Origin of the sequence: Mesorhizobium sp. M1295 (genome assembly GCF_040318135.1) — a bacterium.
In the GTDB taxonomy this organism is placed as follows: Bacteria; Pseudomonadota; Alphaproteobacteria; order Rhizobiales; family Rhizobiaceae; genus Mesorhizobium.
In genome coordinates this window covers 137,770-154,862 of the sequence record NZ_JAMYLU010000009.1, presented here as the reverse complement: position 1 = coordinate 154,862, position 17,093 = coordinate 137,770, and the positions used below count along the sequence as shown (strand labels likewise).

At 63.5% G+C, this 17,093-nt stretch carries 26 protein-coding genes; 11 read left to right on the top strand and 15 right to left on the bottom strand.

Features of this window, described 5'->3' with window-relative positions:
* Nucleotides 1–244: 244 nt before the first annotated feature.
* The 3 genes from NKH29_RS15170 to NKH29_RS15160 form a co-directional block, all read right to left on the bottom strand.
* Complete coding sequence (locus tag NKH29_RS15170) at nucleotides 245–796, bottom strand: terminase large subunit domain-containing protein (protein ID WP_352642931.1); 552 nt, start codon at nucleotides 794–796, stop codon at nucleotides 245–247.
* A gap of 79 nt (nucleotides 797–875) precedes the next feature.
* A complete protein-coding gene (locus NKH29_RS15165) occupies nucleotides 876–1,274 on the bottom strand; it encodes a hypothetical protein (protein ID WP_023718144.1) in 399 nt (132 codons plus the stop codon).
* Nucleotides 1,275–1,277: 3 nt separating this feature from the next.
* Nucleotides 1,278–1,685 carry a hypothetical protein gene (locus NKH29_RS15160; RefSeq protein WP_352937694.1) on the bottom strand — a complete coding sequence of 136 codons (408 nt, stop codon included), beginning with the start codon at nucleotides 1,683–1,685 and terminating at the stop codon, nucleotides 1,278–1,280.
* A gap of 399 nt (nucleotides 1,686–2,084) precedes the next feature.
* On the opposite strand from NKH29_RS15160, the gene NKH29_RS15155 reads away from it, so the two are divergent.
* The gene (locus tag NKH29_RS15155; protein WP_352937692.1) at nucleotides 2,085–2,903 is read left to right on the top strand and encodes a class I SAM-dependent methyltransferase; all 819 of its coding nucleotides are present in this window, start codon (nucleotides 2,085–2,087) and stop codon (nucleotides 2,901–2,903) included.
* A gap of 214 nt (nucleotides 2,904–3,117) precedes the next feature.
* Nucleotides 3,118–3,423, top strand: coding sequence for a hypothetical protein (locus tag NKH29_RS15150; RefSeq protein ID WP_023675713.1), 306 nt, complete (start codon nucleotides 3,118–3,120; stop codon nucleotides 3,421–3,423).
* 76 nt (nucleotides 3,424–3,499) lie between these two features.
* On the opposite strand, the gene NKH29_RS15145 is transcribed toward NKH29_RS15150, so the two are convergent.
* The 3 genes from NKH29_RS15145 to NKH29_RS15135 all read right to left on the bottom strand — a co-directional run bounded on the left by NKH29_RS15145 (nucleotide 3,500) and on the right by NKH29_RS15135 (nucleotide 5,658).
* Entirely contained in the window at nucleotides 3,500–3,853 is a 354-nt protein-coding gene (locus NKH29_RS15145) for a hypothetical protein (RefSeq protein WP_023718140.1), read from the bottom strand.
* A gap of 222 nt (nucleotides 3,854–4,075) precedes the next feature.
* Nucleotides 4,076–4,507 (bottom strand): DoxX family protein, encoded by a 432-nt coding sequence (locus tag NKH29_RS15140; RefSeq protein WP_352937690.1) that lies wholly within the window; start codon nucleotides 4,505–4,507, stop codon nucleotides 4,076–4,078.
* Between the two features lie 398 nt (nucleotides 4,508–4,905).
* Entirely contained in the window at nucleotides 4,906–5,658 is a 753-nt protein-coding gene (locus NKH29_RS15135; protein WP_353000021.1) for a tryptophan 2,3-dioxygenase family protein, read from the bottom strand.
* Nucleotides 5,659–5,814: 156 nt separating this feature from the next.
* Between NKH29_RS15135 and NKH29_RS15130 the strand changes: the two genes are divergently transcribed.
* Nucleotides 5,815–6,291: an Lrp/AsnC family transcriptional regulator gene (locus NKH29_RS15130; protein ID WP_031193729.1), complete on the top strand. Its 477-nt coding sequence runs from the start codon at nucleotides 5,815–5,817 to the stop codon at nucleotides 6,289–6,291.
* Nucleotides 6,292–6,315: 24 nt separating this feature from the next.
* Here the strand turns inward: NKH29_RS15130 and NKH29_RS15125 are convergent, their stop codons facing one another.
* A complete protein-coding gene (locus NKH29_RS15125; RefSeq protein WP_023718137.1) occupies nucleotides 6,316–6,789 on the bottom strand; it encodes an Lrp/AsnC family transcriptional regulator in 474 nt (157 codons plus the stop codon).
* Between the two features lie 111 nt (nucleotides 6,790–6,900).
* On the opposite strand from NKH29_RS15125, the gene NKH29_RS15120 reads away from it, so the two are divergent.
* Nucleotides 6,901–7,467 carry an RBBP9/YdeN family alpha/beta hydrolase gene (locus NKH29_RS15120; RefSeq protein ID WP_353000019.1) on the top strand — a complete coding sequence of 189 codons (567 nt, stop codon included), beginning with the start codon at nucleotides 6,901–6,903 and terminating at the stop codon, nucleotides 7,465–7,467.
* Nucleotides 7,468–7,526: 59 nt separating this feature from the next.
* Here the strand turns inward: NKH29_RS15120 and NKH29_RS15115 are convergent, their stop codons facing one another.
* The 5 genes from NKH29_RS15115 to NKH29_RS15095 all read right to left on the bottom strand — a co-directional run bounded on the left by NKH29_RS15115 (nucleotide 7,527) and on the right by NKH29_RS15095 (nucleotide 10,615).
* Entirely contained in the window at nucleotides 7,527–8,480 is a 954-nt protein-coding gene (locus tag NKH29_RS15115) for a prohibitin family protein (RefSeq protein ID WP_023718135.1), read from the bottom strand.
* A gap of 151 nt (nucleotides 8,481–8,631) precedes the next feature.
* Nucleotides 8,632–9,339 (bottom strand): GIN domain-containing protein, encoded by a 708-nt coding sequence (locus NKH29_RS15110; protein ID WP_353000016.1) that lies wholly within the window; start codon nucleotides 9,337–9,339, stop codon nucleotides 8,632–8,634.
* A gap of 46 nt (nucleotides 9,340–9,385) precedes the next feature.
* A complete protein-coding gene (locus tag NKH29_RS15105; RefSeq protein ID WP_023718133.1) occupies nucleotides 9,386–9,952 on the bottom strand; it encodes a DUF1700 domain-containing protein in 567 nt (188 codons plus the stop codon).
* Nucleotides 9,949–10,275 (bottom strand): PadR family transcriptional regulator, encoded by a 327-nt coding sequence (locus tag NKH29_RS15100; protein WP_023718132.1) that lies wholly within the window; start codon nucleotides 10,273–10,275, stop codon nucleotides 9,949–9,951. The genes NKH29_RS15105 and NKH29_RS15100 overlap by 4 nt, the downstream gene beginning before the upstream one ends.
* A 169-nt stretch (nucleotides 10,276–10,444) precedes the next feature.
* Complete coding sequence (locus NKH29_RS15095) at nucleotides 10,445–10,615, bottom strand: hypothetical protein (RefSeq protein ID WP_023718131.1); 171 nt, start codon at nucleotides 10,613–10,615, stop codon at nucleotides 10,445–10,447.
* A gap of 122 nt (nucleotides 10,616–10,737) precedes the next feature.
* On the opposite strand from NKH29_RS15095, the gene NKH29_RS15090 reads away from it, so the two are divergent.
* The 6 genes from NKH29_RS15090 to NKH29_RS15065 all read left to right on the top strand — a co-directional run bounded on the left by NKH29_RS15090 (nucleotide 10,738) and on the right by NKH29_RS15065 (nucleotide 12,552).
* Entirely contained in the window at nucleotides 10,738–10,866 is a 129-nt protein-coding gene (locus NKH29_RS15090; RefSeq protein WP_353000014.1) for a hypothetical protein, read from the top strand.
* Complete coding sequence (locus NKH29_RS15085; protein WP_353000012.1) at nucleotides 10,863–10,991, top strand: hypothetical protein; 129 nt, start codon at nucleotides 10,863–10,865, stop codon at nucleotides 10,989–10,991. The genes NKH29_RS15090 and NKH29_RS15085 overlap by 4 nt, the downstream gene beginning before the upstream one ends.
* A complete protein-coding gene (locus tag NKH29_RS15080; RefSeq protein WP_023675703.1) occupies nucleotides 10,988–11,296 on the top strand; it encodes a hypothetical protein in 309 nt (102 codons plus the stop codon). The genes NKH29_RS15085 and NKH29_RS15080 overlap by 4 nt, the downstream gene beginning before the upstream one ends.
* An 11-nt stretch (nucleotides 11,297–11,307) precedes the next feature.
* Nucleotides 11,308–11,490, top strand: coding sequence for a DUF3606 domain-containing protein (locus NKH29_RS15075; RefSeq protein WP_023675702.1), 183 nt, complete (start codon nucleotides 11,308–11,310; stop codon nucleotides 11,488–11,490).
* A gap of 209 nt (nucleotides 11,491–11,699) precedes the next feature.
* Nucleotides 11,700–11,897 carry a hypothetical protein gene (locus NKH29_RS15070; protein WP_031193725.1) on the top strand — a complete coding sequence of 66 codons (198 nt, stop codon included), beginning with the start codon at nucleotides 11,700–11,702 and terminating at the stop codon, nucleotides 11,895–11,897.
* A gap of 43 nt (nucleotides 11,898–11,940) precedes the next feature.
* A complete protein-coding gene (locus NKH29_RS15065; RefSeq protein ID WP_353000010.1) occupies nucleotides 11,941–12,552 on the top strand; it encodes a hypothetical protein in 612 nt (203 codons plus the stop codon).
* A 15-nt stretch (nucleotides 12,553–12,567) separates the two neighbouring features.
* Here NKH29_RS15065 and NKH29_RS15060 read toward each other — a convergent pair whose 3' ends face one another.
* Nucleotides 12,568–13,473: a S1C family serine protease gene (locus NKH29_RS15060; protein ID WP_023718127.1), complete on the bottom strand. Its 906-nt coding sequence runs from the start codon at nucleotides 13,471–13,473 to the stop codon at nucleotides 12,568–12,570.
* Nucleotides 13,474–13,760: 287 nt separating this feature from the next.
* On the opposite strand from NKH29_RS15060, the gene yghU reads away from it, so the two are divergent.
* Entirely contained in the window at nucleotides 13,761–14,648 is an 888-nt protein-coding gene (yghU, locus tag NKH29_RS15055; protein ID WP_023718126.1) for a glutathione-dependent disulfide-bond oxidoreductase, read from the top strand.
* Here the strand turns inward: yghU and NKH29_RS15050 are convergent.
* Together NKH29_RS15050 and NKH29_RS15045 are read right to left on the bottom strand one after the other, a co-directional pair.
* Nucleotides 14,645–15,439, bottom strand: coding sequence for a hypothetical protein (locus tag NKH29_RS15050; RefSeq protein WP_353000008.1), 795 nt, complete (start codon nucleotides 15,437–15,439; stop codon nucleotides 14,645–14,647). The genes yghU and NKH29_RS15050 overlap by 4 nt on opposite strands.
* A gap of 377 nt (nucleotides 15,440–15,816) precedes the next feature.
* Nucleotides 15,817–16,971: a KamA family radical SAM protein gene (locus NKH29_RS15045; protein ID WP_502911262.1), complete on the bottom strand. Its 1,155-nt coding sequence runs from the start codon at nucleotides 16,969–16,971 to the stop codon at nucleotides 15,817–15,819.
* Nucleotides 16,972–17,093 lie beyond the last annotated feature (122 nt).

The following is a 17,093-nucleotide window of genomic DNA, read 5'->3' as shown; positions in this document are numbered from 1 at the left end:
GGTGTTGGACGTATGCTGCTGTTCGGTAAGATGTTTTCATGATGGCGGGACAGCGCCCCCCTCTGTCCTGCCGGACATCTCCCCCTCAAGGGGGGAGATGGCAGCTTCAGCGTCTCGCTTATCCGCAAGCATTGGAGATTGGCGAAAGCCAATGCGACATCCAATCTCCCCACTAGAGGGGGAGATGTCCGGCAGGACAGAGGGGGGCGCGAAGGAACGCGAGTTGCGCGATTTCGCAGCCCTGTCATCCCCTCCCCATCCCTCCCACCTGCTCCGCGGACAAAAACAGCAGCACCACGTCCGACATGCCGAGCAGCGGCGTGAAGGTGACGATGGTGATGCCGCCGGTGGCGTTGGTGCGGGTCAGTCCCTCGGAATAGATGTCGAGCGGCGGCTCCTCGTCGAACCAGACGCCGTGCAGCGTTTCGCCCTGCCATTTCTCGCGGCCTTTCTCGTAGCTCTTGAACGACAGCACCGATTCGTCGGCCTGGACATCGCCACCGCCGCCCCAGCGCACCACGATGCTGTCGAGCGCGCCCGGCGCCCGTCCCGCCATCGTGCTGACGATCGCGTCGGCCGGGATCATCCCGGTGCCCCAGGCCGCCTGCTGCTGCGGCGGGCCGATCAGGATGCGCTGCGGGTTGTCGCGCGTGCTTTCACCGGTGACGCCGGCCGCCCACATCCGTACCGCACAATCGAAAACCTTGCCTTGCCACCAATCGGGATAGCGGCCGGTGAGGTGCATCGCCCACTCGGCGCCGCCCGCCCTGGTCTTGCCGAGCTGGTTGCCGGCCATGAACAGGCGCTCGCGATTGGTCGCGCCGGCTGCGTGAAATTCGGCCTGTCGGGGATAAGGCCGATAGGCGGCAAGCTGGTTAGTGCGGCGCCTCCGGTCCAGCTCCGCCAGCAGGCTGAGATATTCCTTCCTTGCCGCCCGGCTGGGCGAAGCCTTTTGCGAAGTCCGGCTTCTCGAGGAACGGCCTAAGGACGGCTTCGAGGCCGCGGATGCGCTGCCTGATTTCGTCATCGCTCAATGCATCCAGATTGTTGATGTTGACACTAAGATCCTTGGGCAGCACCGACAGCACGAGCTTCAGATACTGATCGGGCTTTTCGGCGCGCACCTCGGCGATGACGCCGGCGCCATGGGCGCGGAAATCGGCGCGGATCGCTTCGAGGAAGCCGTCGGCCAGCGTCTTCTTCGCCCGCTTGGTTCGCTTGCCGGGTGCTTGATCGTGCGGCTGGGGATCGCCGGTGGAAGGAGCCTTGGCCATGCCCTACTCTGCCGTCCCGGCGGAGATCGCCGGCTTCTTGTTGGCTGGCCGCACAATGCGCTTGCGCGGCTTGGCCTTCTTGCCGGCGCGTGCCGACTTCGGCTTGTGCGGCTGGCTCGCCGGCTTCGCATCAGTCAGCGTGCCGGGCTTCATCGCACCGGCGTCAGGCAAGGCATTCAGCCGTGCCCTGAGAATTGCCACCGCCTTGCCGTCGAGTGCTTCCGACGGGAAGCCGAAGCCGCCGACCGCATCGACGGTACCGCCACGCAGCATACCGATCCGCACGCCGGCGGCGACCAGTTCGAAGCGGCCGATGCGTGCACAGGGTGCGGCGCCGGCGAACTCGCCAATGGCGCTGACGACCTCGTGGCCGTCATCGTCGGTGATGATGGTGGCGTAACGGTTGGACATGGGGATGTTCTCTGGGGTGGGCGCACGAGCGCGTTGCGGGATTCATGGTTGGTGATTTCGCGGTTCCGACGATCGTCAGGTCGCGTTCCTTCGCGCCCCTGTCCTGCCGGCCCCACAGCTGGCAGCTCACGTAACGTTTGGTCGAAAAGGAAGCCTGAAACAAAAAACCCGCCTCGGCGGGCGGGTCGTTGGAGCCAATTGGCACCATACCCAAATTAGTAGCATAGCTGCCGGCACAAAGCAAGAACAAAATGTGGCATCAGCGGAAAAAAATGCACTGACGACCTCGCACCCTTCATCGGTGGACGGCTGGAAAGAGGGGTTCTTTGGCGAGAAAGGCGGGGCATTGCGTGAGACTTGCGTTGATGGGATGGTGTTTGCGCTTGAGGGGAACGCGTCATGGGCAATGTCACCAGTCACTACGGCAGCGACGGCATCGTCGATCGCATATTGGCCGCGATCCCGGACGCCGACCCGGCCGGCAAACTCGCCGCCGCGCAACTCTATCCATTCGATCAGCTCCATGGCCGCGAACTGATCGCCACGCGGGAGCATGCTGCCCGTCTTGCGCCTTCGCCGATAGATCGGATCTTGGATATCGGCAGCGGCATTGGCGGGCCGGCAAGATTTCTGGCCTCGACCTATGGCTGCCAGGTCGACGGCATCGACCTGACGCCGGCCTTTGTCGCCGCGTCGAGCCGACTGACCGCACTCAGCGGATTGTCCGACAAGGTTCGCTTCCATCAGGCCGACGCGACGAAATTGCCTTTTGGCGACAGCACGTTCAATGCGGCGATCTGCTTCTATGTCGGCATGAACATCGAGAATAAGGCCGCGGTCATCGACGAGGCCTGGCGCGTGCTGAAACCGCGAGGCAGGCTGATCTGGACCGAGGCCGTGCTCGCCGGCGGCGAGCCGTACTACCCCATGCCCTGGGCGGTTTCGCCGGCGACCAGTCACCTCGCCGATCGGGAAAAATTGAAAACCCTGTTTGCAGATGCCGGGTTTCGCATCGACGAGATCGTCGACGAAACCGGCGAACATGTTGAGCTGGCGCTGCAGAGAGCCAATTCCGGCATCGTGCCCTCGCCGGCGCAGCAGCAGGCAAATGAAATCGTCATGGGCGCGGAATTCCTGCAGCGCCGCCGCAACTACATCCGAAGCCTGAGCGACGGAAAGCTCGCCTCGCTCGCCGTGATCGTCTCCAAACCGGCCTGAAACAAAAAACCCGCCTCGGCGGGCGGGTCGTTGGAGCCAATTAGCACCATACCCAGATTAGTAGCATAGCTGCCGGCACAAAGCAAGAACAAAATACGTTGCGGCGGCAAAAAATGCGAGGTGGTGGGCGAAGCACACCGGCCGGCGAGACGCCACCGTCCGGATCAGAACAGGCATTCGCGCGTTTGAAGCTTAGCCAATGGGAGCAAAAGCCATGAACGTCGCCAATCTGCAACTCGAAGGCCTGCTTATGGCCATCGCATCGATCAATCAGGTCCTGGTCCGCAAGGGCGTGCTCTCTGTCGAGGAGATAGACATCGCCTTGCGCAAGGCCGAAGCCAGCGAGACCAACGAGGAAAGGTCCGAAGGCATGTCGGCGTCGAGCCGCGACGCCGTCAACTTCCCGATCCGACTGCTGGAGTTGGCCAATCAGTGTCAGCCGGAGACGGACATGCCGTCCTTCTCGAAACTGGCGCGCATGGTCGGTCAGATCAAGGAACCTTACAACGACCAGATGTGACGCGGCGATCATAACTGGCGCCGCGATCGGAGTTGACACAGCGATAACGGCTGCCGTGCCGGGCTGGCGGCGACTGCTAGCGGCCCTGCATGATCCTGATGACCTTGCTGTTGTCGGCGGTTGGCGAATGCAGCTTCACATAGTCGGCGTAGGTCAGTCTGCCACTGGCAATGGCATTGCTGATACGGCTGCACAGGGCCGTCTCGTACTTCGCCACGCTCACATTCATGAACGCAGCGTAAGTCTTCTTTTCGCCGAGCGACGTGGATTTCTCTCTTGCAATGCAGTCCTTGATGACCAGGCGCTTCACGGCAGGGCTGCCTTCAAGCGTGGCATGCATCGTGTTGAATTCGCCTTCGGTCAACGTGGTGCAGCCGGCAAGCAGTGACGCGCCGATCATGGCGGCAGCAAAACGCGTGGCGATGTTCATGAATTCCCCCTCAAGACCCGTGTCTTGCTTAGCCCGTCGAAAGTTGGAAGTACAGAGGGAATGCAGGCGCCTCTACAAAAAGCATAAACCTAGAACGCCCGTTACTTTAGCTGTCGCTTTTATTGCACTCGACCTGCGATGGCCTGAATGACGGGACCCGGCCGTGCTCGATGTCACGACGATGCTGGTGCGGATCGAGACGCCGGATCCGAAATTCCGGCATCACCTCCTGCCAAGCTTCAGCGCCAGGACGCGGCCTGGCCCGTGCACGGCGGCAAACAGCAGCCCGGCCAGGAAGGTGAAATGGTCGACGAAGAAGCCGAACTCCGCCTGGTTGCCGGCCCAGTGCGACGGCCCGTGGAAGGCGAAGCCCAGGAACAGCACATAGGCGCCAGCGACGAGTGCTGCCCAGGAGAAGAAGGCGCCGGTCAGGAAGCATAGGACGAGGACGACCTCGAGCAGGGCTGCGCACCAGGCCAGGAACAGCGGGAACGGAAATCCGGCCGCCGCGATATAGCCGGCGGTGGCGCCGATATCGATGAATTTGAAGGTCACGGCCATCAGGAAGACGGCGGCAAAGATCAGGCGGGCGACAAGGATTGCCGCGGTCTGCCACGGCGACTGAACGGATGATTGAGTGGTTTCCAAGGTCATGATGTCCTCCCAAGAGTTGCGACGGTTTCGCCCCAAGGACGCACCACCAGCCGCAAGCCCGACATCATCCCCCGAAAAACCTGCAGGATACAAGCGCGTAGCGGGCCAGACATTGCAGAACCTGGTTCCTCGCCCAATGGAGGCAGGGCGCATATGGGCAAGTGCCCCCTCACCAGGTTTGCCAACCGAATTGCTAAGTGCAATTCGGGGCAATCCGACCTCTCCCCGAGGGGAGAGGAGGTCGCCTGCGTTGATGCCAGCCTCTTCTCCCCAGCGGGGAGAAGGTGGCCGCCCACGGGTCTTGCCTCCGGCAAGCCCGAGGACAGGCTCCGCGGCCGGATGAGGGGGACTCCCTATCGATTGCCTGCCTTTACTAGGGCGAGGAACCAGGTTCAGGACTACCCCACCTTGGCCCCCGGCTTGCTGATCGGCTCCCGTATCGTTCCATACTGGCTGCCCCAGCGGTCGGTCATCGCCCAGCGTATGTCCCAGAGCTCCGGGAAGAAGCGGTGGCGGGCGCCGGCTTCCAGCAATTCGACCGGCCGGCCCTTCAGCGATTTCGCGCCGAGGCCGATCGTGCGGTGGATGAGGTAGAGGTGGTTGGCGCGGAATTTCTGGAACAGCTCGTCGAACTCGACCAGCGCTTCGGCAACGACATAGCTGTCGCCGTGATCGTAGCCGGCATCGTAGACGTCCTCGACCGAGAGCCCGCGGCCATCGAGGTAGGACGCCTTGAAGGCCCGCCACAGATCGGGCGGCAGCCGCAGCAGCTGCTTGAAGCCCGGCGATTCCTGGCCGCTGCCATTGCCGAGCTGCAACCGGATCTGCTGGTATTCCTTGGGCGACATGGTTTCGAGCAGGTCGAGCTGCGCCGTCATCATGCGCATCAGCCGGTGCACGCGCCCCATCAGCGTGACGATGCGATGCGTGTCCTGCTTTTCCAGGAAATCGACGACGTCGACCAGCGTATAGGCGATGAGCTTCATCCACAGTTCCTCGACCTGATGCACGATCTGGAACTGCAGCTCGTCGGCATTGACCATCTCGGCCAGCGGCTTCTGGCAGGCGAGCAGCCTGTCGCAGTTGAGGTAGACGCCATAGTCGCGCATCTCAGGCGTTTCGATGCGGGCATAATAGTCCTGCTTGTCCATGGCCATGCTCCTTGCCCCGGCCGTCGGGCCGCAGGCGCTTGTTGGGTCCCGGTCCCCGAGTCTAATCGCTTTCTTGCCGAACATTGTCCCTTTCTGTTATTCGGCTGGCGGGAAACAAAGGACAAAAACTGCATCTGAAGCGGAAGGAAAGAACGAATGCTGCTGGATGCGGTCGACCGGAAGATCGTCGCGGCGCTCGAACGCGATGCCCGCATCTCCTTTGCCGCGCTCGCCGACGAGGTTGGCCTGAGCAAGACGCCGTGCTGGAAGCGGGTCAAGGCGCTGGAGGACGCCGGCGTCATCCGCGGCTACTCGACCCGCATCGACCCGGCCAAGCTCGGCTTCGGCATCGAAGCCTTTATCCAGGTGTCGATCGATTTCGAGCTGTCGGACGCCTTCGAGGCGGCGGTGCAGAAGCATCCGCTGATCCGCCGCTGCCACGCCACGACAGGCGAGGCCGACTATCTCCTGCAGATCGTCACCGTCGACATGATGGCGCTCGACAGGATGCTCCGCGAGGAGCTCAGCCGGTTACCCGGCGTGCGGCGCACGATCACCTCGATGGCGATGCGCGAGATCAAGGGCGGCATTTCGTTCGCCAATGCCGTCGGGCATACGCAGACAAAGCGATAGACGGGCGGCGGGGCGGCGCCCCGGTCAGGCCCTCGTCACCAATTCGCGCCCCAGCCGCTTCGGTGGCTCGGCGCGCAGAACCACATTTGTCGTCACCGTGCCGTAGTGGCCGATGCTGTCGACGATGCTTTCAAGGTCGGGCGGTGACGGGACCACGACCTTGACCAGAAAACAGTCCTCGCCGGTCACCCGCAGTACCTCGATCACCTCCGGCAACTGGGCGAACTTCTTCAGGCAGGCCTGGATATGCTCATGCGTGGTGCGCAAGCGGATGACCGCCATGGTGCCGAGCCCGAGCGCTGCCGAATTGATCACCGCCTTGTAACCGGTGATGACGCCGCGCTCCTCCAGCCGCTTCACCCGTTCCGAAGCGGCGGGCTGGGACAGGCCGACGCGGCGGCCAAGCTCGGAGATGCCGATGCGGCCATCCTCCTGCATGATCTCGATGATCGCCAGATCGGTGGGATCGAGCCTTGGCCGATAATCGCCGTTCCGCATGATCACCTTTAATCCATCGGATTTCTTCGCTGCTTTCCGATGATCTCTCATTCCGCCGCCTGGGAGAAGACCTAGAATTGCGCGCGTTGCATCAGGAGAGAAGGGCTTCGCATGACCGAATTCATCATTGTGCCGGGCATCGGCGGATCGGGCAAAGCCCACTGGCAGACACGTTGGCAACAGGCGGACCTGGCGATGCGGCGGTTCAGCCCGGCGAGTTGGGACGCGCCGGACTTCGACGACTGGGTGGCTGCGCTGGAAGCCGCCGTAGGCCTGGCAAGGACACCACCGGTGCTCGTCGCCCATAGCCTCGGCTGCCTGCTGGTCGCGCACTGGCAGCGGATCTCGCCCCGCGAGGTCGGCGGCGCGTTGCTGGTTGCGGTTCCGGACTCTGCGTCGCCGGCCTTCCCCTCCTCCGCCCGCGCCTTCGCCGAGACACCGCAACAACGGCTTCGCTTTCCCTCGCTGATTGTCGCCAGCACCAACGATCCCTACGGCTCGCTGGACTATGTCCGGGCAAAATCCGAGCGCTGGGGCAGCGATCTCCATATCGCCGGACCGCTTGGCCACATCAATGGCGACAGCGGGCTCGGCGACTGGCCGGCGGGAATGGAGCTGCTGACGGCTTTTCTCGGGCAAACGCAAGCAAGCGCCCGAGGCGCCGTGCTTCAGCCGTGACCGCATCAGGACGGCTACCGCGCCGCCGCCCTGACCTGGTTGCGCCGCGATGCCGCGCCTCAGTTCGATGCTGCGGCCGGCGAGCTGAGTTCGAGGAACGGTACGGTTGAGCCCGGGATCATCGACTTCGGCAATTCCCCGTTCCATCTCTCCGCCTTGGTCAGTTCGACCAGCAGCGGATTGTTGGCGATTGCGGCGGCGCGGGCCTTGATGGCTTCCGCGGTCGCCTCGCCTTCGATCCTGGTCTTGTAGGCGCTGGCTTCGGCTTCGGCCTTGACGCTGTCGGCGCGGCCCTTGGCCTGGGTGACGGCGATGTCGGCCTTGATCTTTTCCTGCTGCAGGTTTTGTTCCTGCTTCTGCACCTCGACCTGCGCCGTCATCCTGGCTTCGACCGCCTGCTCGTAGGCGTCGGAGAAGTCGATGTTCTCGACCTGCACGCTGTCGATCATCACCGGGCCATCGGTTACCGCCGCAATGGCCTCGGCGACGTCCTTGTTGAACTTCGCCCGGTTCTGGATCACCGACACCGCGTCGTACTGGCCGAACACCGTCTTGATTTCCTGCGGTGCTTTCCTGGCGATGACACGGTCGGCCAGTGCCTCGATCGACCCGTAATTGGTGTAGACGTTGCTGACTTCGGCGGCCGGCACGTGGAAATTGACGGTGACGCGCATGTCCGCCGGCTGCTGGTCGCGCGAATAGGCCTGCATGGCCGGCAGGCCGCTGCAATCGTTCTGGTTCTCGCAGCCCCATTTGAGCACCTGCTGGCGCAGGCTGATCTTCTCGACGCGCTGCAGCCATGGCAGCTTGAAATGCAGCCCGGGATCGACGACCGAGCTCAGCGCCCCGTTGGTCAAGAGCACGCCGCGGTCGCCCTGGTCGATCGTGTACCAGGATCCCAGGAGCGCAAAGACGCCGAGCGCCACGATGACGAGGGCGATCAGGCCGGAACCGATCGACGCCGTCCCCGGCTTGCCCTGCGGACGGCCCGAATTGCCTTGCGTATCGGTCATTGCCCCACCCCAACTTGATTGCCCGTGCTGGTTTTGCCCACAATAGTGGCGGCATTGCAATCCTCTGGACATGGAAGGATGTTCGCGCCGGCCGGTCGGACCGGCCGGGTGGTTCGGGCCGGCCAGGACAATTCCCTACGCCGAAATTGCTTTACGGCACCTGCGTAATGCTGCCGCTGCCTCTGACCTCCGAACGCCGCATGGTCGGGTGCCCATAGACGTCGACGTCACCGCTGCCGGAAATCGTGACGTCCGCATACGCTTGTGCGGTAATCTCCGCATCGCCGCTGCCGCGGATCTCGATCCGCGCGGATTGGGCGATAAGGTTCCTGAGCCGGCCGGTGCCCGAACCGCGGATATCCAGATCGACCGTCTGGGCGGTTCCGGTTGCGGTAACGCTGCCGCTGCCGCGGATGTTCAGCTGCAGCCCGGGCTGATTGATCTGCGACAGGGCAAGGTCGCCGCTGCCGACCACTTTCCAGTCTGAAATTGCCGGCCCCGACACGCTGACATCGAACCGGGACGCGAACCAGCCCGGTTCGCAATCCAAGGTGAGCCTGCTGCCTTCCATCCGCACATGGTCGATCAGGGTCGACTCGCCGCTGACGGCGGCCTCGGCCTTGTCACCCGGCTGATAACGGACTGAAGCCGGCAAAGCGATCGTGAAACTGCCGTCGTTGCGGAACGGCAGCGTGACCTCTTTTCTGGTCGATGTGGTTGCTCCGCAGGTGGATTGTCCGCCAATCCATGAACCCCCGGCGTTGATCCAGTCCGGCCCGGCCAGCCCGATGCCGACGGCCAGGAAGAGCGCGGCGCCGGCCAGTCCCGCCGCTGCGACGAATGCCAGTTTTCCAGTCATGGTCCGTTTCCTTCAACGTGATGACAAATTGCGATCTTGGCACCGCTCAAGCCTGGTTGCGGTCCGGGTGGGTCAGACGGGAATGCATCCGGGCATAGCGCCCGAAGACCTGTATGCCGGCGCTCGACCCCAGCAACAGCAGGGCGCCGCCGCCGAGGAACCCGCACACCAGTCCGGCGCCGATGAAGACGCGGCCAAGCATCGCCGTGAGCGTGCCGCCGGGCTCGAACAGCAGCGTGGTCAGAATGATCTTGATGCCCAGCGCACCGATGGCGACAAGCGTGATGCCAAGGCCGAGCGCAAGCACGACCGCGGTGATGAGCAGCGGCAGCAGGAAGACGATGTCGACGAAGGCAAGGCCGGCAAGCGCGAACGTCGCCGCCAACATGTTCGACACGCTCCAATGAGTTTCAAAACGGCGCAGCCCAGCTTCGGCGCGGAGTTCGCGGGCAAGCCTGGCCGGGTCACCCAGGGCCGCCGCGACCTCCGCTTCGCTGCGGCCCGAGGCATCGGCGAAATGGGCGGCGTAGTCGCCAATAATATCCTCGATCTCCTGAGTTGGCAGGCCGGCGAGCCCCAGTCTCAATTTTCGCAGGAAGGCATCCCTGGTCATGGCAAATCCTCAAGAAGTTTGTCGACTGCGCCCGCGAGCGAGCGCCAGTCGCGGCGATGAGCTTCGAAAGCCTGCTGGCCGAGCGGCGTGAGCCGGTAATATTTGCGCGGCGGCCCGCTGCTCGACTCGACGATGCGGGTGGCGACGAGGCCGTCATTCTGCATCCGCCGCATCAGCGGATAGATCGTGCCTTCTCCCATGTTCACAGCGGCGACCAGCGTGCTGGCGATCTCGTAGCCATAGCTTTCGCCCCGCGACAGCACGGCCAGGACGCACAACTCGAGAGCGCCTTTTCGCAACTGCACCTGGATCGAGTCGGTCATGCGTAACTTCCAATTCAATGGCTGTATATAACATGCTACCTGTTTATGCAAGGTAGCGATTGGTAGCTCGCCATCAGGCTAGGCGGACAATGGAGATTGGCTTTGAAAACCGTTTGTCTGTTTGACGCAGTTTCGGACGGAAAACCGCCGACACTTTTCTGGAACCGCTTTAGCGGACTTCCACTCCAGCCGCAGCGTCGCGCTGGTAGGCGTTGCCTGACGCGTCCTTCTGCCGTTCGGCATCGCTTTTGCGCTTCGGGCAATCCTCGTAATTGTGGTCGCGCCCACCGCAGTAGGAGCAGCATTTTGCCGGCGCGTCGGAGCGAAGCATCGTTGGCATGCACAAGAATGCACGAAAACCCGACAGATTGCTAAGGCTGCGGCACCGGCAAGGTCGATTTCGCCACGGAACCGCTGCCGTCGCATGAAAGTTATCTGCTCATTGCAACCGGAGCACAGGACATGGCCGACGACCAGAACCGCTACGAGACCGGAGCGAGGAAATATCCGGCAAAGACGAGCCCCGACGCGGCCGACGAATTCTCGCAGATGCGGCCGGCAACAAGCCACCTCCCGGCGGCATGGGATTGACCAGGCCGGCTGACGATTTCGACGACAAGACCCGGCATTCGGAGGGCCAGAACCCGCCGCGCGCAGCGATCCGTCCAGACGGCAAGGCTACCGTCAAGAAGCCCGGCAAGGATGCAAGACGATGAACGTCGCCAATCTCCAGCTCGAAGGACTGATGATGGCAATCGCGGCCGTCAACAACGCGCTGGTCCACAAGGGCCTGTTATCGGTCGACGAAGTCGACATGGCGTTGCGCCGGGCCGAGGCGGCGATGACCAGCGACGAGCGTCTCTATGAAGACATGTCGCCGTCCAACCGCGACGCCGTCTGCTTTCCGCTCAGGCTGCTGCAGGCGGCCAACAATGCCCAGGGCGAAACCGGCGTGCCGTCCTTTGCCGAACTGGCCAGGATGGTCGGCCGGACCAAGGAGCCCTATAACGACCAGATGTGATGGAGGACGCCATGGCCGACGACAAATCCAAGACCAAGCAGGATCGCAAACTGGTCTCCGGCGAAGAGCCATACGAGGTCGCTGCGTTTGCCCGCAAATACGGCATACCGCAAAGCGAGGCCGCGACCATTATCAAGCGCTACGGCCCCTCGAGGAGGAAGCTCGACGCGCATATGGCGAGCCGCAACGCCTGATCCACGTTGGCGGCCGGCGCCGCTCACGCCAGAAGCGTCCCTGCCCTGCCGCCTTGTCGAGATCCGCCCCGCCGGGCGGCCTGCTGTGTGTCAGGCTCGCCGCTGCGGGATTCAACGCCTGGTTTTGATAGCCGTGGAATACTCTCGCGGCGCAACAACTCATTTACCTCGACACTGTACCAGTCCGGTGAGCAAAGCCGGGGGGTCGGATGCAGGAACAACTATTGCGCTACGAATGTGTCTTGGAGCCGAACGGACGATGGATGGTGTGGGACATCGTTCACGATCTGCCGGCGCAATTTTCGCAGATCGCGCTGATCGGCCTGAGCCGTCGTGAAGCGGTTTCGCTCTGCCGGCTGCTCAACGAGACGAGCCGTTCCGAGACGCGGCAGAGCCGGGCCTCCTGAGAAGCGCGTGCGTCTCAGGCCTGCCCAAGCTCGGGGGATTTACATGCGATCGACAATATTCGGTCTGGTCCTGTTGCTGCCGGCCGCCGCCCTGGCGGAGCCGATCGAGACCCAGAAGATCATCACGGCGGCGACCGGCGACTGGAACGGCGATGGCGCCGCCGATCTGGCGATGATCGTCGAGACCGAGCCCGGCTATTCCATGGACCTGCATTTGTTCCTCAGGGACCGCGACGGCAATTTTCTCAGGCCTGCCGGGGTCGTGCATGAACAGATTTACGCGGAATGGAAGGACTACGACCGGCCAGGCCCCGCCACATCCGACGCCGAGCCCGAACTCACCGCGCTCCCCAACGGCTCGATCAAGCTCTATATTCCGGCGATGGAGATCGGCAGCGAGCGGACCAACAAGACGCTGACGCTCGCCTGGCGCAACGGCACGTTCGTCGTCGCCGGTTTCGCCTACGAATATTGGGATTACATGGACGACAATGTTGCCGGCGACTGCGACTACAATGTGCTGACCGGCAAGGGCAAAAGCAGCAAGAAGCTGGCGGACGGCACCACCAGGCGCGCGACCGTATCGGTCGAAGGCAAGGTCATCCCGTTCGCGGAGTGGACCCCAGGCACTGGCTTCAGCGCTTGCGGAGCGTGAGAGGTTTCGGTTGCCTCACTGCAGCGGCGGCTTCCACAGCAGGCTGTTGCGATCGGCGGATTTGACGCGCAGCCAGGTTTCGCGGCCGTCGCGCAGCACGCGGATCGGGATCTCGGCGCCCGCCGGGCCGCTCTTCCACAGCTTGCGATAAAAATCGGCGAGCCCGTCGACCGCCGCGTCGCGGACATCCGAGATGACGTCGCCCTGGCGCAGGCCCGCCTGGGCGGCCGGGCCGCCCTCGGCGACGCTCATCACCACGACCTTGCCGTCGCTCTCGGCCGAGAAGGCGCCGAGCCACGGCCGCGGCGGCCTGGCGACCTGGCCGCGCGTCAGGAGATCGTCGAGGATAGGCGGCAGCAGATCGATCGGCACCACCATGTTGATGTCGGCGACCTCACCGTTGCGGCTCATCTGCAGGCGCAGCGAACCGATGCCGAGCAGCCTGCCATCAGCGCCGATGAGGCCGGCGCCGCCCCATGAGGGGTGGGCCGGCGCCGTGAAGATCGCTTCGTCGAGCAGATATTCCCAATAGCCGGCGAATTCCTGCTTGGTGACGATCTGCGCCCGCACCGAGCGGCCGACGCCGTCGGCGAGCACGACGGGATCGCCGATCTTCGCCCTGGACGCATCACCGAGCGCAATGGCGGGCAGTCCGAGCGGCGCCAGCGCCTGCACCAGGCCGAAGCCCGATTCCTGATCGTAGGCGAGCGCATGGGCGGGCACCACGCGGCCGTCCTGGTCGGCCAGCCAGACCTCCTCGGCCTCGGTGATGAGATAGCCGATGGTGAGCACCAACCCGTCGCCGCGGATGACGACGCCGCTGCCTTCGCGGCGGGTGCCCAGCGCGTCTGCCGTGAAGGCGTCTTCGGGGACGGTGGCGCGGACGGCCACGATGGATCGCAAAAGGGGCTCGATATTCATGCTTTGGTTCCTGGCAATGTTCGCAGGCTGATATGAGGTTCGCAGGCCGATATGGGCTATAGGTATGGCGCAGGTGACCAGGCGCAAGAGGCGGCGCCGGCTTTGGTGTGGACCGGCGCCTCGCCGTTGGCGCCGGGGTTTTGCAACAGCGCCGGCCGCCCTATCTGTACCTACGGCTATCCGAAGCTGTCCTATGCAAAGTTCCTCCTCCATCACCCAAGTTGATACCCTGAGATCCTCCCCAATCCTTCCAATCCCCAATCCTTCCAATCCAAAGGCCTCCCGACATGAACGACTACACAACGGACCAATATACGCCGCCAAAAGTCTGGACCTGGAACAAGCCAAATGGCGGCGCTTTCGCCAGCATCAACCGGCCGATCGCCGGCCCGACGCATGACAAGGAACTGCCGGTCGGCAAGCATCCGCTGCAGCTTTATTCGCTGGCGACGCCGAACGGCGTCAAGGTGACGATCATGCTGGAGGAGCTTCTGGCGCTCGGCCACAGCGGCGCCGAATACGACGCCTGGCCGATCAGGATCAATGACGGCGACCAGTTCGGCAGCGGCTTCGTCAAGGTCAACCCCAACTCCAAGATCCCGGCCATGATGGACCGCAGCGGCGAAAAGCCGATCCGCATCTTCGAATCCGGTTCGATCCTGCTCTATCTCGCCGAAAAATTCGGCGAATTCCTGCCGACAGAGCAGCCGGCTCGTGCCGAAACCCTGTCATGGCTGTTCTGGCAGATGGGGTCGGCGCCCTATCTCGGCGGCGGCTTCGGCCATTTCTATGCCTATGCGCCGATGAAGATCGAATATGCCATCGACCGCTTCGCCATGGAGACCAAGCGGCAGATGGACGTGCTTGACCGGCGCCTGGCCGAAAGCGAGTATTTAGGCGGCAGCGACTACACGATTGCCGACATCGCGGTGTGGCCCTGGTATGGCGGCCTGGCCAAGGGCCGCATGTATGATGATTCCGGCGAGTTCCTGCAGGTGGAAGAGTACAAGAACGTGCAGCGCTGGGCCGACGCCATCGACGCCCGGCCGGCGATCAAGCGCGGCCGCATGGTCAATCGCACCTTCGGCGAGCCTTCGATGCAGCTGCACGAGCGCCATGACGCCAGCGATTTCGAGACGAAGACGCAAGACAAGCTCGAGGCGGCCAAAAGCTAAGCGGATGCCACGCCGATCTCCCCCCTCGTGGGGGAGATTGGCAGCTTCGGCTGGCTCGCCTCCACCGCCGCCATCCACAGCCGGTCGATATCGGCCAGGAATTTCTCGTCGAGCTTGTCGAGGTGCTTCCAGTACATGCCGTCCTCGAAGAAATAGCCGAGTTCCTTCTCGATCCTGTCGGCCTCCTCCGCCTGATCGAGTTGCAGGCCGGCAAGCATCTCCGCCTTCATTTCCGAAAGCTGCGAGGAAGACAGCGCGCCGAGCTCGTCGAGCGTCAGCCGCGGGAAGATCAGCCGGCTGCGCGGCAGGTCGGATAGGTTGACGCACAGGCACCCGCGCCGGAGCGCATGGGTGAGCAGGCGGGCCGACTTCGCCTCGAGGTTGCGCAGCGTGACGTCGTTGCGCAAAGGGTCGGCGCGGCCGACGCCGTAAAAATGCGTGTTGCCGGGCTGGTCGTAGATCATGTCGCAGCCAAGGAATGCCAGCACGTCGGGCTTCTGGCTGTGGATCGTCCAGTAGGCCGCCGTCATCGACATGGTGCCGCCGGCATAGACGAAGCCGCCAAAGCTGTTTTGCGCCGGAGCGTAATGCGAGGCGCTGAAGATCTGCGCCTGCTGCAGGGGATCGCCTTGCGGCATCCGCTCCGCCGGGAAATCGCCGGCATGGACGAGGAAATCCCAGTCGGGGCGCACGCGCCAGGCATTGTTGATGGCGACGATCTTGCCGAAGGCCTGCTTGGGCCAGGCCGCGCAGCGCACCACATCGGGGGCGCTGCCGATCAGCAGAATCACGTTTGGCGTTCCGTCGATCACCATACCCCCTCTCGACCGACCGAAATGCATCTCAAGGCCGCCCGGTTGAACGGCTTTATAGCCTCAACGCCGCATCGAAACACCAGCCGGATTTAGGCTGACATCAACAAAAGGGAGCTTTGCCAGCCGGTTGTAAAGTGTGGCCTCAGGCACCGTCGTACAAGCAGGAGGCAGGTTTTCCCGCTAGCCCAAAACCGACGATATGAGTTGGGCGATATATATTAGTTGACTAAACTAGCGGAACGTCCAATGCACATTCCCAGAACCGAACATGTCCTGTCTAGACCATGATATCTATATGGGACATTACTACATAAGCTGAACGCGACCTCGACGGTTCGGTGGCTCCGCGTCCCCTACTCCCCAGCAACCTCCCTGTACGCCCTCACAACCCCATCAAGCCCACGTATCTGCCACGTCTCCCCGTCCCGCGCCTTGAGATAGGACCGGCCGAGCGGCACTTTCCCTCCGCCGTCCGGCAGGTCCAGCACATAGACGGGGTTGCAGATGCCCGACAGGCGCGCACGCAAGGCGCTGACCAGCGCCTGGCCCTCGGCGATCGTGGTGCGCCGGTGCGCCATGCCGCGCGCGAGATCGCCGTGGTGCAGGTAATAGGGTTTGACGCCAAGGCGGTACATCAGCTCGCGGCACAGCTCTTCCAGCACCTCGACCGTGTCGTTCACGCCTTTCAGCAGAACGCTCTGGTTCAGCAGCACGAAGCCGCCCTGCCTTAAAGTACGGCAGGCCCGCTCGGTCGCCTCGGTGATCTCGCGCGGATGGTTGAAATGGGTGACGACCGTGACCATCAGCCGGCCCTGCAAGGCTTGAACCAGCCCGCCGGTGACGCGCGAGGGCAGCGCCACGGGCACGCGGGTGTGGATGCGCAACAGCCGCACATGCTGGATCGCCTCGACGCGGGCGCGGATTTCCGTCAGCGCCTTGTCCGGCAGGGAGAGCGGATCGCCGCCGGTCAGAATCACCTCGCGGATTTCCGGATGGGACTCGATGTAGGCGAACGCCGGCTCCAGCGCCTCGCGCGAAAAACCCCGGCCGATCGAGGTCAGCGACTCCTTGCGAAAGCAGAACCGGCAATAGACCGCGCATTGATAGGTCGGGAACAGCAGAACCCGGTCGGCATGGCGATGCGTCAATCTCGGCACCGGACTGAAGGCGTGGTCGGCGATCGGATCGTCGAACTCGCCCTCCTGCTCCGTCAGTTCATTGGGCGACGGGATGACCTGAAGCCGTATCGGATCGGCCGGGTCGCTCCAGTCGATCAGGTCGAGATAGGCCTTGGGAATGCGAACCTTGTGACGCGTGGCCGCGGCTTCGGCCGCCGCGCGCTCGGCAGGCGACAGCGGCAGGGAATCCAGATCGCCTATGTGCCGCACGCCCTCGCGAACATCGTCCTGCCATGCGGCATCCGCCTCGTCGGCACGCTCGTCATCGGCTGTCATGCCGGCCGCATCGACGGCCATGCTGGCGTCGGGGATGTCGGGATGTGAGGTCATGGAGGCTCCTTGAATTCGGGCTGGGTACAGCATTGGAGCCACGACTTGAAGGCAATAAGCGGTGTTGGGCCGGTTGGAGTGCGCGGCCAGGAGGCGGCGGCCGTCCACTGATCAGAAACCAA